The sequence below is a fragment of the Helicobacter ganmani genome (assembly GCF_003364315.1).
Classification (GTDB): domain Bacteria; phylum Campylobacterota; class Campylobacteria; order Campylobacterales; family Helicobacteraceae; genus Helicobacter_D; species Helicobacter_D ganmani.
In genome coordinates, this window is the sequence record NZ_NXLS01000004.1 from 18,615 (window position 1) to 32,602 (window position 13,988).

The following is a 13,988-nucleotide window of genomic DNA, read 5'->3' on the forward strand; positions in this document are numbered from 1 at the left end:
TTAAAATGAAATTTCTAAAACTTAGTTTAGCAGCAAGTGTTGCTTTGGGTGCATTCTCTACTGCAAGTTTTGCTCAACCTTTAGAAGATGCAATTAAAGGAATTGATGTTAGTGGTTACTTAAGATACCGCTACAACAGTGATTACTATGAAAATAAAGGCTTCGCTAAAAAAGATGGTGGAGATGACACAAACACTCACCGCTGGAAAGCAGTAGCAGACTTCAAAGCTCCTGTGGCAGACAATGTAGCATTCAACTTCGGGATTCTTTACAACAATGAGCAAAATAATGTTCAAGGAACAGGTGGCTTAGGCACTGGTTTTGGTTCAGGTAAAGACGGAAGCTTTGGTGTAAGCACATTCAATGCAGTGATTACTCCTGATAGCACAGCTACAACTGTTATCATTGGTAAGCAAAGATTAGCTACTCCTGTAACAAATGCAGGCGATGACGATAGAGGAACAGGTATCCTAGCTCTTAATAGTGATTTAGAAGGCTTTACTTTTGCAGCAGGTGCATTTGACTCTTGGAGTATTGATGATGTTCAAAAAGGCTATCTCACAGGTGATAACACAGGTGGTTCTGTAACTAAACCTCTTTATGCTCTAGCAGGTATTTATGGTGTAGATACAGACTATGGACACTTTGGTGCTCAACTTTGGGGATTCTATATCCAAGATGCAGTAGATGCACTAGGATTTGGTGAATTAAGCTGGAATAATGCTACCTTTGATGTTGCATTACAATATGCAATTGCTTCATTAAATAATGATTCGGATTCTGTATTGGGTGCATTACATGGCTTTCCTGCTCCGGGTTCTGCAATAAAATCAGACATTGCAGAAGCAAACGACTTATTCGTTCTTAACTTAGGTGCAAACTTCGCTCAAGAGTATAATGTTCCACTAGATGTTAAACTTGGTTGGGTTACAAACTTCCAAGACGGAACAGCTGTTACACTTAATGATGATGGCACAGCATTCAAATACGCTGGAGCAATCTGGTGGCAAAATGCTGCAACAGGAATCAGCACTTCTGCATTATTACCAACAGGCGTGCATGGTTTCGGAACTGAGCAAGAAATCAGCGTATTCTATGGTGCAATCGGTTACACTATGGTAGATAACAGATTAAGAATCGGTTTAGATTATGTTTGGGGTAACAACGAAGTTACTTCAGGAAATGTAACAACAAAAGATACTGATTTCCAAGAAATCACTCCAAGAATCAGCTGGAAGCACAACAAAAACCTTACAATCAGTGGTTACTATGCTTACTTGATGACTGACGCTCCATCTGGTGCTCAATATGACGATGAAACTCGTGCAAGAGCAAGAGTAGAAGTCAAATACAGCTTCTAGTTTCTTCTTTGATGAGGGTTTCTCCCTCATCATCTTTCTTATTTTCTTTGCAAGGGCTTTGCCTGAAATAATCTATAATTTAAACAACTCAAAAGATTCAACTTCAATCCTTATGAACAAAGCGAAGCAATTTATCATCTTGTATAAATCAACTTTTACAATGGAATCTTAAAAAGCAAGATTCTATATCCTATGCAAAATAATTGAATATTTTAATCTTGCTTATGATAAAATTTGAATTTCCTAAAATATCACAAAGGTTAATAAATGTTGCGATTTGCGCCCTCTCCCACAGGAGATATGCACACAGGAAATTTGCGTGCAGCAGTATTTAATTATATTTTAGCCAAACAAAGAAATGAAAAATTTTTGCTTCGCATTGAGGATACAGACACCGCAAGAAATATTGAGGGTAAAGATAAAGATATTATGTTTTTGCTTCATCTCTTTGGAATCACTTGGGATAATCTCGTCTATCAGAGCAATAATTTTCCACATCATCGTCAGCTTGCCGAATATTTATTGGCACAGGGTAGCGCGTTTTATTGCTATTGCACCAAAGAGTTTTTGGAAAATAAACGCGAGGAAGCAAAGGCGCGACACGAAGCGTTTCGCTATGATGATTCTTGGGCAGAGCTAGAAAAAACAACGAATCCTAAACCTGTCGTGCGCTTGCGTGGCTCTCAAGTGGAAATGAAATTTGTAGATTGTATCAAAGGCGAAATTGAATTTGCACCCAATGAAATAGATAGTTTCGTAATTTTAAAAGAAGATGGAATCCCGACTTATAATTTTGCTTGTGCTGCAGACGATATGCTTTATGATATAGATTTTATCGTGCGTGGTGAAGACCATGTGAGTAATACTCCCAAACAAATATTGATTCATCAAAGTTTGGGTTATGCCAAAGAAATTAAATTTGCGCATTTGCCCATTTTGCTAAATGATGAGGGCAAAAAGATGAGCAAACGCGATAATGCGTCTAGCGTGCAATGGTTGCTAGATTCTGGATTTTTGCCACAAGCCATTGTGAATTATCTCATTTTAATGGGAAATAAAACGCCTTGTGAAGTTTTCACATTGCAAGAATCTTTGGAATGGTTTGATATAAGTAAAATCGCCAAGGCTCCAGCACGGTTTGACATTGATAAACTAAAATTCCTTAATCGTGAGCATTTTAAGCGGCTCTGTGAGCAAGATTTGGCGGTGCTTTTGGGCTACAAAGATTCCTCTATTGGCGCATTGGCAAAAATTTATTTGCAAGAGGCAAGCACATTAAATGAAATACGAGAGAAAATTGATAGAATCTTTGTCAAAAAAACATTGATTTTAAATCAAATAGAATCTTTGGATAAAAAAGATTTATCGGGGGTAGAATCCCAAAGCGCAGAGATTTTGGGATTTAAAGCAGAAATCTTGAGTTTGCAAAAAACTCTTTTGGAAATGCTAGAGGAGCAAGATTGGACAAGAGGAGAGTTTAACGCATTTAAAGAAATCGCAATGCAAAAAAGCACTTTGAAAGGCAAGAAGTTTTTTAAACCCTTGCGCTTTTTGCTTACCGGCTTTACGCACGGACCAGAATTAAGCGATTTGTTTCCTATTTTGCGTCTATATCTAAAAGAGATTGTAAGGAGTTAGAATGGTTTTAAGCACATTAATTGAAGCTCTTGCGCAGATTTTAAGTATGGTGATTAACATTTATATTTGGGTTGTGATTATTGCTGCACTGATTACTTGGGTGCGTCCTGACCCTTATAATCCGATTGTGCAGATTCTCTACAAACTCACAGAACCTTTATATGCAAAGATTCGCAAAGTCATTCCCACGCTAATTGGTGGCATTGATATCGCACCAATTATTGTAATTTTGGCATTGAAATTTATAGATTTATTTGTTGTCAAGCTACTTTTTGGCTTAGCGCATAGTTTATAAAGGGTGAGTAGATGAAAAATTTTTTATTTTTATTGATTTTTATTGGTTCGCTTTTTGCACAAAATGCTCAAGAAGCAAAGCAGAATCCAAAGCACACTTCAAGCAAGCAAACCACAACCAAAAAAGAACCCAAATCTACAAAGGCAACTCAATCCAAAAAGACAAACGCAACTCCAACGCTCAACCAAAAGATTACTTTAGATTATCTAAAAAAGCAACCCGCTGGGGTTTCGCGTGATTTTTATATTTGGTTGTTTTTGCAGCAAGAGATTACTCCACAAGAAGCAAAAGAAGCTTATAACCTTGCGATTCGCAAAAATGCAAAACTTTTTGGATTGTATTTTAAAAAAGGAAGCAATAAAACACTTTCGCGCAAAACAATTTGTCAGAGAATGAGTTTAGAAAAACTTTTAAAGGAGGATTCTAAATGTATTGCCCTTGCACTCACCACAAAAAAAGCAGAATCCTTAGATAAAAAAACATTGAAAAAACTTTCACAGAATGTGCAATCTCATAACCAAAAACTTGCAAAAAATTTACAAATTTTAGCCGCTAAAGACCCTTTTGCACATCTTATTACGCAAGATGCAAAAACTTTTGGAGATTTTTATTTTGCAATTTCACCAAGTTATCGCAATCGTTTAGACTTTGCAATTTCCAAAGAAACCTTAACAAGACTATTAAAAGAACAGAATGCAACCTTTAATCGCGCACTTAAAAGTTTGATTATACACACAAATTTAGATAACTTCAATCGCTCTTTAACTGCGCTAAATTCAGAAGAAATTTTGAGTGCATTGGACGCAGAAAGTGCATTTTATTTAGGTTTAAATGCAATGAGGTATCAGAAAAATCAACAAGCCCTTAACTTTTTTTTACATTCACAAAGAACTGCAAAACATACTTTCAATAAGAATCGTGCAAATTTTTGGGCATATTTAGCGAGTGGGGACAAAAAATACCTGCAAATCTTAAGTGATTCTAAAATGGTAGATGTCTATGTGCTTGCAAGCCTTGAGATTATACAGGCTGAACCTAAATTTACTCTTTTGTATGATGTGCCAACACAACAAAAAAATGCAAGTTGGAATTTTAAGAATCCTTTTGAATGGGAGCGCATTCGCGATTCTTTTAAGTCTATTAAAGGCAAAGACGCAAATTCTCGTCGTCGGCAGTTATTAGCGAAAGTAGATAGCGAAGAGACAAAAGCACATTATATCTGGCTTGCGCGTCAAAAAGATACCGAATATTTTTTGATGCCTTATAAGGAAGTTTTTTCGCGTTTTCCTCAAGACAAACAGGCTTTGCTCTATGCGCTGGCAAGGCAAGAAAGTTTGTTTATTCCCACCGCAATTTCTACTTCATATGCACTAGGTCTTATGCAGCTTATGCCCTTTAATGTCAAGGCGATTGCTAAGGAGCTAAAAGAAGAGGATAAGGTGGGATATTTTGATATGTTTGACCCTGCTGTGAATGTGCCTTATGCGGAATATTTTACGCGTCCGCTCGTGCGAGAATTTAACCACCCGCTCTTTATTGCTTATGCGTATAATGGAGGTCCGGGATTTACGCGTAGGTTATTGGGGAAAAACCATTTGTTCAAAAAGAATAATCCCTTAGACCCTTGGTTTAGTATGGAGATGATTCCTTATGAGGAATCACGCGTATATGGCAAAAAGGTGCTAGCGAATTATGTCATTTATCAAAAGAAGTTTGGAAAAGAGATTAAAATGTTAGATTTGTTGCAACAAAGTTTAGTGTATTAAATTAATGTGTTTGAATGAAACGAGTTTATTAAGAACTTTTTGCAAAATATTAATTTTAAAAATAAATTTTAGATTTTTTGGTTATAGTTTTGCAATCTTTAATATGCAATCTAAAGGATAAACGATGAATAGCCAAAATATTGGGAGTTATGGTAGTTTTTATGCTGTGGGTGTTGGACAAAATACAACAAATACCACTGCGGCAGATTCAACAAATGTTTCACAAGGGGCTTTGGAGAGTTCTAATGTAGATTTGACGCGCGAAATGACAGGGCAAATTGTGGCGCAAAGAGGAGCGGAGGCGAATGTGAAAAGCATTCAAACAGAGGATTCTATGTTTCAGACTTTATTAGATATAAAAGCATAAGCGGGTTAAAGTAAAATCAAGCGCAATAAAGGTTGATAAATGGTAGATTATGGGATTGAATATTGGGGAAAAGATGATTTTATTATTGAAGATGGGCAAGTAAAAGTCAATCATCAAAATAAGCCTGCATTGATTAATATTGTTAAGCAAGTGCGAGAAGATGGTTATCGTGGTCCGCTTTTGGTGCGCTTTCCCCATTTGATGAAAAAACAAGTAGAAAAAATTTTTACAAGCTTTGAGAGTGCTATTAAAGAATATCATTACAAGGGCAAATTTAAAGCAGTTTTTCCTATAAAAGTCAATCATTATCCTAATTTTATCCTGCCCCTTATGGAAAACACAACGCATCGCTGCTATGGTTTAGAAGCAGGAAGTAAATCAGAGCTAATTGTCGCTATGGCTTATACGAATGAGAATGCACCTATTACGGTGAATGGCTTTAAAGATAAAGAAATGATTTCCTTAGGCTTTATTGCTGCGAAAATGGGACACGATATTACTTTGACGATTGAGGGATTAAACGAGCTTGAGACGATTATTGAGGTTGCAAAAACGCTCGGTAAGCCTTATCCAAAAATCGGGCTTAGAATCCGCTTGCATAGCACAGGAATCGGAATCTGGGCAAAAAGTGGGGGGATTAATTCCAAGTTTGGTTTGACTGCAAGTGAGCTTGTAGAAGCAATTGCGTTACTACGCAAAAACGATTTACTAAACAAATTTACGATGATTCATTTTCATATTGGTAGTCAAATCAGTGATATTTCTCCGCTCAAAAAAGCCCTAAGAGAAGCAGGGAACATTTACGCAGAGTTGCGCAAAATGGGAGCAAAGAATCTTAATAATGTCAATATTGGCGGTGGGCTTGCGGTGGAATATGCACAGCACGAAAATCAGCAGAATCGCAACTATACACTTGCAGAATTTAGCGGAGATGTTGTTTTTACTCTCAAAGAAATTGCCAAAAACAAAAAAGAACCCGAGCCAAATATTTTCATAGAATCTGGACGCTATGTTTCCGCTAGCCACGCGGTGTTGATTGCGCCTGTTTTGGAGCTATTTTCTCAAGAATATGATGAAAAGGCGTTGCGCTTAAAGGAAAAAAATCCCCCTTTGATAGAGGAGCTTTTTGACTTATACAATACGATTAATGAGCGTTACGCAATAGAATATCTGCACGATAGCTTAGAGCATATGGAATCTTTGCTAACACTTTTTGATTTGGGTTATATTGATTTGCAAGATAGAAGCAATACCGAAGTGCTTGTGCATTTGATTATCAAAAAGGTAATTAAGATTCTAAAACACAAAAACCATAGTGATATTATTCGGATTCAAGAGCAAGTGCAAGAAAGATACTTGCTGAATTGTAGCTTTTTTCAAAGTTTGCCTGATTATTGGGGATTGGCACAGAAATTCCCTGTAATGCCATTAGATAGGTTGAATCGTCGCCCTACGCGTTCTGCAAGCCTTTGGGATATTACTTGTGATAGCGACGGAGAAGTGGCATTTGACAAAAATACTCCCTTATTCTTACACGATATTGATGTCAATGAAGAGGAATATTTCTTGGGATTCTTTTTGGTGGGCGCATATCAAGAAGTGTTAGGAATGCGTCATAATCTCTTCACGCACCCCACAGAATTTAGCGTCGTTTTTGACGAGGAAGAAGGTGGATATAAGATTGAAAATCTACTAGAATCACAAACAATCCTAGATGTGTTAGAGGATTTGGATTATGATACCAAAGAGATTGAACGTTGTCTTAAGCAGCGACTAGAAGAGAGCAAAGAGATTGCAGAAGACGCCAAAAAGGAAGTTTTGGGGCAGCTTTATGTAATGCTTAGTGAAAATGGCTATTTAAGAACAGTATTTAAGAGTGAGGGAGAAAAATCTTGAGTTATGCCACTACACTTTTTGGCACTATCAAAGAAGATTTTGCAGTGATTTTAGAAAAAGACCCCGCAATTAATTCTAAAATTGAATTGTTTTTTAATTATCCCGGATTAATTGCTTTGGTGCATTATAGAATTGCGCACAAACTTTATCATCAGGGCTTTAAAGTTGTAGCAAGAATCTTTATGGGAATCACGCAATGGCTTACAAATGTGGATATTCACCCTGCGTGTAAAATTGGACATAGAGTGTTTATTGACCACGGGCACGGCGTAGTGATTGGTGAGACGGCAGAAGTAGGCAATGAAGTCGTGATTTATCAAGGCGTAAGCCTTGGGGGAGTGAGTTTGGAACGCACTAAGCGACACCCCACGATTGAAGATTTTGTGATTATTGGAGCGGGAGCTAAGGTGCTAGGAAATATCGTCGTAGGGGCACATTCAAAAATTGGGGCAAATTCTGTTGTGATTCGTCCTGTTCCTCCTAATTCCACAGCAGTTGGAATCCCTGCAAAGACGATTATCAAAGGAATGAGCGATGACTTAAATAAGATTCCAGACATTCAATATCAGCTTTTTAATTATCTGCAAAAGCGTTTGGAATTGTTAGAATCTGTCGCACCCAAAAATATAGAATTTATAGAATCTCGCAAGAAACTAGAGACTTTGTATCAAGAGTTTTTAAAAGCAAAAGTTTAATCTCGCTAATGAGGATTTCACAGCTACACAATGAAAAGCCAAGACTTTTCTCGCAAGGACGATTAACAAACCAAGTTATTAGGAAACGCTGAAGCAATTTATAATGTGAAACCTCGCTCATTAAGATTCTATGAAAATAGAATCCAAAAAATAAAATTACAAAAGATTTGAAGTGAATTTTTAAAAATTAATAAATTTTATATATAATTTCAAAATTTTATTTTTAGAGGTGTGAAATAGACAACTTACTTATTATTATCTGTGTTTTGGCTATGGCAGTAGTTTCTGGAATTATTTTAAATAAACTCAAAATTCCCGCGATTATTGGCTACATTGTTACAGGAACACTGACGGCTTATATTTTTGGATTTCGCGTTGAGGATTCTGTGGATTTAAACGAAGCTGCGGAGCTTGGAATCGTGTTTTTGATGTTTATGATAGGACTTGATTTTAGCTTCAAAAAAATCACACAGATGAAGCAAGAGGTTTTGCTCTTTGGCGGGTTGCAAATTGGAATCTCCATAGCCGTATTTTATGCTATTTGTCATTATCTGATAGGATTCAATCTTGACACTTCTATTATTTTGGCGAGTGCGGTGAGTTTGTCCTCTACGGCAATCGTTTTAAAAAGTCTCAACGAAACAAATCAAACCAAAACTCCTTATGGAATGGCAGCAGTAGGCATTTTAGTTTTTCAAGATATTGCGGTGATTCCCATTTTGCTAATGATTAAACTTTTGAGCAATCAAGATTTAAGTATGAGTGAAATGCTGTTAAGCACAGGCGTTTCTGCGGTAATTGTTTTATTGCTTTTGATGTTGCCCGGGAGATTCCTTGCGCGTATCGTATTGCGCTCAAGTGCCAAGATGAAAACAGATGAAATTTTTGTCGGGACGGTGTTTTTAATAGTGCTAGGTTCAGCATATCTTAGTAAATACTTTGGCTTCTCTCTCTCTCTTGGAGCATTTTTAGCAGGAATGCTTGTCTCTAATTCACCCTTTAAACATCAAGTAGCAAGCGTTTTAGTGTATTTTCGTGATTTGCTTTTAGGAGTTTTTTTTATCACGATTGGTATGCAAGTAGATGCAATTTTCTTGGCAAAATATTTTATCGTTGTTCTCTTGCTTGTTGCTTTGATGTTACTGATTAAAACCTTGATTATGTTCGCATTTTTAAGCCTCTTAAGAAAGGCAAAAGTTGCAATGCGCATTGCTCTTTCTCTCTCGCAAATTGGAGAATTTTCTTTCGCTATTTTCTTACTTGCTAGCCAACATAAGATTTTAAATTTAGGATTAGATGGCGGAATTTTGAATGGGATTTTTGGAAGTGAGTTTGTCGCTTCTATTACTCCAAACGAAATTTATCAATTCTTAACCTTAATGGTAATTTTCTCAATGATTGCGACACCTTTTATCTTGGATAGATTAGATTTGTGTGTTAAATTTGCTCTAAAAATTTTTAGGATTCCGCTTAAGATTGCAAAAATTGGTAGCAAGGTTGGACTTAATCAAAAATCGCAGACAGAGCATTCCTATGAAGTTGTGATTTGCGGATATGGAGCTTTGGGCAAAAAAGTATTAGAGTTTTTTAGTGGTTGTGATGTTACAACACTTGTGGTGGATTCCAATTATGAACGCGTAGAAGAGGGAATCAAAAAGGGTTGCAATATTGTGTATGGCAATATCACGGATAAAATGATTTTTAGAGAAATTGGAATCCAAAAAACAAAAGTTGTCATCTTATGTGTAGAATCTCCTTTAGCAATTGAAAAGGCTTGTCGGCATATTATGGATATTTCACATCTTGTAAGAGTAATTGCCCAAACCGATGAGGAGACAATAGAGGCAGACTTAAGAGGAATTGGACTTTATGCAGTCATTAATGGCAGTCGCGAGATTGCAGAAATATTGGCAAATTCTGCCTTAGAAGCTATTAAAGAATCTAAAGAAATGGGAATCAATAGGGAAGAGGAGAACCAATAGACAATGAAATCTTATCCTGAAAATTTTGCAAAACTTGTAGAATCTTTAGAGAAACTTCCAAGTATTGGCAGAAAATCTGCTACGCGTTTAGCATATTTTTTGGCATTTGAGGATAAGTTTAGCGCGTTAAGTTTGGCGCATAATATTGAATGCTGTGTCCAACAACTACGAATTTGCGAGGAATGTGGTGGAATCTCCAATGATTTTTTATGCTCTATTTGTAGTGATAATATGCGCAATAATGGCGAATTGTGCATTGTTGCGAATCCTAGAGAGATTTTTTTGTTAGAGGAGAGTGGAGAGTTTTTGGGTAAATATTTTGTAATAGAAAGTCTTGAGAAATTGGATTTGAAACATTTAGAGAAAATCATACAAAAAAATCATACAAAAGAGATAATTTTTGCTTTTAGCCCAACTTTGGGCAATGAAAGTGTGATGTTGTATTTGGAGGATAAATTAGAATATTTGGGATTGCAATTTACCAAAATTGCACAAGGTATTCCTACAGGCGTGAGTTTAGAAAATATTGACCAGCTCTCAATTATTCGCGCCTTACAATCCCGAGTCAAAATTTAGGATTTTTAAAAGGAGAAATTTTGACAGAAATTGTGAATAATTTACATCTTTATATCATTGCGATTGGAGCTATTCTATTTATTAGTGTTTATGCGAGTAAAGTTTCAGAAAAAATTGGATTTCCTCTATTGCTTATATTCTTGATTTTAGGAATGCTGTTAGGAAGTGAGGGGATTGTTGGAATCAAATTTGACAATGCACTTTTAGCACAAGCGGTTGGTTCGGTTTCACTGATTTTTATTCTTTATAGCGGGGGATTGGATACGCATTGGGGACAGATTAAGCCAGTGGTTGTTAGCGGGGTAATGTTGGCAACATTTGGGGTTTTGATTACAGCAGTGATTTTGGCTTGCTTTATTTACTTGATGTTGGATATTACGATTTTAGAAGCCTTGCTACTAGGCTCTATCATCTCTTCTACCGACGCTGCAGCAGTGTTTATGATTTTTCGCTCACATCAAATCAGGCTTAAGCACAATATTAAGCCACTTTTGGAATTGGAATCCGGCAGTAATGACCCTATGGCAATTTTTTTAACGATTACAATCTTGCAATTAATCGTAATGCACAATGTAACTTCTGTTGCAGAATGGATTGTGCAGTTTGTAGCACAATTTGCGATTGGAGGAGCGATAGGCTTGCTTTGTGGTTATATTTTTCCAAAGATTTGCGAGCGATTAAATATTTCTCAACCCGGTCTTTATCCTTTGATTAGCATTGCGTGGCTTTTTATGATTTTTGGGCTTTCTATAACTCTTAATGGAAATGGTTATTTAAGCATTTATATTGCAGGGATTCTAACAAACAAATTTGCCTTTCCTTACAAATCTCATATTATTGCATTCCACGACGCGATTGCGTGGATGATGCAAATCCTTGTGTTTTTGGTGCTTGGATTGCTTGTTTTTCCTTCGCAGCTCCCAGAAATTGCGCTTCCAGCCTTGTGCTTGGTTTTGGTATTGATGTTTGTCGCACGTCCTGTGAGTGTATTTGTGTCTTTGGCAAACAGCAAATATAACAAAAATGAAAAAGCATTCATTTCGTGGGTTGGTTTGCGTGGAGCAGTGCCGATTATTCTTGCAACTTATCCTTTTGTGTATGAGTTGGAACAATCACAATTAATTTTTAATATAGTCTTTTTTATGGTGCTTGTGTCTGTATTGGTGCAGGGAACGACTTTGGGATTTGCTGCACGACATTTGGGTATCGTAGAAGAGGACGAAAAAGATTAGATTATAACATAAAAGCAGAAAATACATTTTTTTGTAATTCCATAGAATCTTTTGCTTTTAACCGACATTATAGATTTGCAAATGTAGGTAATTTTTCTATATGCAAATACACAATCTAAAATTACGCAAGAATAATTCCTCGCCTCCTTATTGTAGCAAAAATTTAGATTATTACTTAAAAATTAAATTTAATTTTAAAATTTAAGTTTAAATTTTGTAAAATTTCTTTTGGAATTTCAAATAAGGAGACAGAATGAATAAAATTTGCAAAGTTGAGATTATTACGCGTTCGGAGAAACTAAATATTTTGAAAGATTCTTTGGCTCAAAAAGGTATCAAGGGAATGACTGTGAGTAATGTAATGGGTGCAGGAAATCAAAAAGGTAAAACGGAAATCTATCGCGGTAATGAAACGACGATTGATTTGTTGCCAAAAATTCGCATAGAAATCATCACCAAAGAAAGCCTGCTTCAAGCAATTATTGAGGTGGCAAAAACGACTTTAAAAACAGGGAGCGCAGGGGACGGCAAGATTATTATTTTGCCTGTTAGCAATGTGATTAGGATTCGCACAGGTCAAGAGGGAGAAGATGCAATTTAATGTCCAATCTTAAGACGCAGTGAAAGGAATACAATGAAAGCAATCTTATTATTTTTCGGTTTATATGGCTTTGTCTTTGGTGCAGATTCCGAAGTTTCTGCTGTGGATACTTTGTTTTTGATAGGGTGTTCGGGGTTGGTGCTATTGATGACGCCGGCACTTGGAATGTTTTATGGTGGAATGGTGAATCGCGGCAGTGTCTTGAGCACAATGATAAATTGTGTGGTGTTTTTTGCGCTAATTTGCATTCAATGGGTTATTTTGGGCTATACTCTTGCGTTTGGAGATGATATAGGGCAGTTGATTGGAAATCTAAATCATCTTTTTTTGGGCAATATCCAAGATTCTACGATTGGTTTAGTTTCTGAAAATCTTTTTGTATTTTTTCAAATGCTTTTTGCTGTGATTGGCGCGGCGATTATCACGGGTTCATTTGTAGAGCGTATGCGCTTTGGAGTGTTGCTGATTTTTATCCTTTGTTGGAGTACTTTAGTTTATGATGTTTTGGCGCATTGGGTATGGGGTGGAGGTTGGCTTATGAAGATTGGCTCTCTTGATTTTGCAGGTGGCGGTGTAGTGCATATTGCAGCAGGTGTAGCGGGGCTTGTAGGCTGTTTAATGCTTGGCAAACGCAAATTCAAAAAAGGAATCCTCCCGCATAGTTTGCCCCTCTCTTTTGTCGGCGCGATTTTCTTATGGATTGGTTGGCTTGGATTCAACACAGGAAGTGCGCTTAGTGTAAATTCTGTCGCAGTCAATGCGTTTTTGACAACAAACTTTGCAGTAGCAGGTGCGATGATTTCGTGGATGATTATAGAATGGACGAAATATGGCAAACCTACTTTGCTAGGCAGTATTACAGGGATTGTGGCAGGGCTTGTGGCGATTACTCCCTCTGCGGGATTCGTAACACCATTTTCTGCAATCGTGATTGGGTTTTTTGTTTCTCCTATTTGCTTTTTTGCCATTAGTGCGATGAAGTCTAAGTTTGGTTATGATGATACGCTTGACGCATTCGGATTGCACGGAGTAGGAGGGATTTGGGGTGGAATCGCAACAGGACTTTTTGCGACAAGCTCGGTTAATGAAATCGTAAGCAAGGAAGCTGCAGGTGAGGGTTTGCTATATGGCGGAGATTGGAGTTTGCTCTGCGTGCAGATTGTCGCAATTATCGCGTGCTTCGCGCTTTCGGCTGTGGTTAGTTTTGTGGTGCTAAAAATAATGAGTGTTTTTGTGCTCTTGCGTGTAGAGGAAGTGCAAGAGGAAAATGGTTTAGACCAGTCTTTACACGGAGAAATTGCCTACCGATAGGGGTTTATTTATAGAATCTCGCAAGGATAACCTTTATCCTCTCTCTCACAAATGCAGTGAAGCAACCCATAACCCGCATACTTATAGCTTCATTCTATCGCCCTTGCGAGAAATTGCTAAATGCAACTTTCACAACAATCTATAATTCCGTATAAATTAACCTTTACAATGGAATTTAAAAAGCGAGATTCTGTATTACAAATTGTTTCATCTCCCAATAAATACAAAATTATCCCAAAATTTCCAATTTTTAAGCAATCTCTTTTGC

The 13,988-nt window shown here is 36.9% G+C and carries 12 protein-coding genes; all 12 read left to right on the forward strand.

Annotated features, from left to right (window positions below; all coding sequences use genetic code 11):
* Nucleotides 1-5 precede the first annotated feature (5 nt).
* The 12 genes from CQA43_RS04825 to CQA43_RS04880 all read left to right on the forward strand — a co-directional run bounded on the left by CQA43_RS04825 (nucleotide 6) and on the right by CQA43_RS04880 (nucleotide 13,720).
* Nucleotides 6-1,361 (forward strand): major outer membrane protein, encoded by a 1,356-nt coding sequence (locus tag CQA43_RS04825; RefSeq protein WP_115551488.1) that lies wholly within the window; start codon nucleotides 6-8, stop codon nucleotides 1,359-1,361.
* Nucleotides 1,362-1,628: 267 nt separating this feature from the next.
* A complete protein-coding gene (gene gltX, locus CQA43_RS04830; RefSeq protein ID WP_115551489.1) occupies nucleotides 1,629-2,999 on the forward strand; it encodes a glutamate--tRNA ligase in 1,371 nt (456 codons plus the stop codon).
* Nucleotide 3,000: 1 nt separating this feature from the next.
* The gene (locus CQA43_RS04835) at nucleotides 3,001-3,294 is read left to right on the forward strand and encodes a YggT family protein (protein ID WP_115551490.1); all 294 of its coding nucleotides are present in this window, start codon (nucleotides 3,001-3,003) and stop codon (nucleotides 3,292-3,294) included.
* Nucleotides 3,295-3,305: 11 nt separating this feature from the next.
* Nucleotides 3,306-5,060: a lytic transglycosylase domain-containing protein gene (locus tag CQA43_RS04840; protein WP_115551491.1), complete on the forward strand. Its 1,755-nt coding sequence runs from the start codon at nucleotides 3,306-3,308 to the stop codon at nucleotides 5,058-5,060.
* A 124-nt stretch (nucleotides 5,061-5,184) separates the two neighbouring features.
* Nucleotides 5,185-5,427 (forward strand): flagellar basal body rod C-terminal domain-containing protein, encoded by a 243-nt coding sequence (locus CQA43_RS04845; protein WP_115551492.1) that lies wholly within the window; start codon nucleotides 5,185-5,187, stop codon nucleotides 5,425-5,427.
* A gap of 39 nt (nucleotides 5,428-5,466) precedes the next feature.
* The gene (gene speA / locus CQA43_RS04850; RefSeq protein ID WP_115551493.1) at nucleotides 5,467-7,323 is read left to right on the forward strand and encodes an arginine decarboxylase; all 1,857 of its coding nucleotides are present in this window, start codon (nucleotides 5,467-5,469) and stop codon (nucleotides 7,321-7,323) included.
* Nucleotides 7,320-8,018, forward strand: a complete 699-nt coding sequence (cysE, locus tag CQA43_RS04855) for a serine O-acetyltransferase (RefSeq protein WP_115551494.1) — start codon at nucleotides 7,320-7,322, stop codon at nucleotides 8,016-8,018. Before speA ends, cysE begins: the two co-directional genes overlap by 4 nt.
* 272 nt (nucleotides 8,019-8,290) lie before the next feature.
* Nucleotides 8,291-10,000 (forward strand): cation:proton antiporter domain-containing protein, encoded by a 1,710-nt coding sequence (locus CQA43_RS04860; RefSeq protein ID WP_115551613.1) that lies wholly within the window; start codon nucleotides 8,291-8,293, stop codon nucleotides 9,998-10,000.
* Between the two features lie 3 nt (nucleotides 10,001-10,003).
* Nucleotides 10,004-10,576 carry a recombination mediator RecR gene (gene recR / locus CQA43_RS04865; RefSeq protein WP_115551495.1) on the forward strand — a complete coding sequence of 191 codons (573 nt, stop codon included), beginning with the start codon at nucleotides 10,004-10,006 and terminating at the stop codon, nucleotides 10,574-10,576.
* A 20-nt stretch (nucleotides 10,577-10,596) separates the two neighbouring features.
* A complete protein-coding gene (locus tag CQA43_RS04870; RefSeq protein WP_115551496.1) occupies nucleotides 10,597-11,808 on the forward strand; it encodes a potassium/proton antiporter in 1,212 nt (403 codons plus the stop codon).
* Nucleotides 11,809-12,061: 253 nt separating this feature from the next.
* The gene (locus CQA43_RS04875) at nucleotides 12,062-12,409 is read left to right on the forward strand and encodes a P-II family nitrogen regulator (RefSeq protein ID WP_115551497.1); all 348 of its coding nucleotides are present in this window, start codon (nucleotides 12,062-12,064) and stop codon (nucleotides 12,407-12,409) included.
* A 33-nt stretch (nucleotides 12,410-12,442) separates the two neighbouring features.
* Complete coding sequence (locus CQA43_RS04880; RefSeq protein ID WP_115551498.1) at nucleotides 12,443-13,720, forward strand: ammonium transporter; 1,278 nt, start codon at nucleotides 12,443-12,445, stop codon at nucleotides 13,718-13,720.
* The last annotated feature ends 268 nt before the right edge of the window (nucleotides 13,721-13,988 follow it).

Excerpts from the sequence above, each read along its gene's own strand:
- CQA43_RS04840 (WP_115551491.1), top strand. The coding sequence starts at position 3,306 with ATGAAAAATTTTTTATTTTTATTGATTTTTATTGGTTCGCTTTTTGCA.
- CQA43_RS04860 (WP_115551613.1), top strand. The coding sequence starts at position 8,291 with ATGGCAGTAGTTTCTGGAATTATTTTAAATAAACTCAAAATTCCCGCG.
- CQA43_RS04825 (WP_115551488.1), top strand. The coding sequence starts at position 6 with ATGAAATTTCTAAAACTTAGTTTAGCAGCAAGTGTTGCTTTGGGTGCA.
- CQA43_RS04845 (WP_115551492.1), top strand. The coding sequence starts at position 5,185 with ATGAATAGCCAAAATATTGGGAGTTATGGTAGTTTTTATGCTGTGGGT.
- gltX (WP_115551489.1), top strand. The coding sequence starts at position 1,629 with ATGTTGCGATTTGCGCCCTCTCCCACAGGAGATATGCACACAGGAAAT.
- recR (WP_115551495.1), top strand. The coding sequence starts at position 10,004 with ATGAAATCTTATCCTGAAAATTTTGCAAAACTTGTAGAATCTTTAGAG.
- CQA43_RS04880 (WP_115551498.1), top strand. The coding sequence starts at position 12,443 with ATGAAAGCAATCTTATTATTTTTCGGTTTATATGGCTTTGTCTTTGGT.
- speA (WP_115551493.1), top strand. The coding sequence starts at position 5,467 with ATGGTAGATTATGGGATTGAATATTGGGGAAAAGATGATTTTATTATT.
- CQA43_RS04875 (WP_115551497.1), top strand. The coding sequence starts at position 12,062 with ATGAATAAAATTTGCAAAGTTGAGATTATTACGCGTTCGGAGAAACTA.
- CQA43_RS04835 (WP_115551490.1), top strand. The coding sequence starts at position 3,001 with ATGGTTTTAAGCACATTAATTGAAGCTCTTGCGCAGATTTTAAGTATG.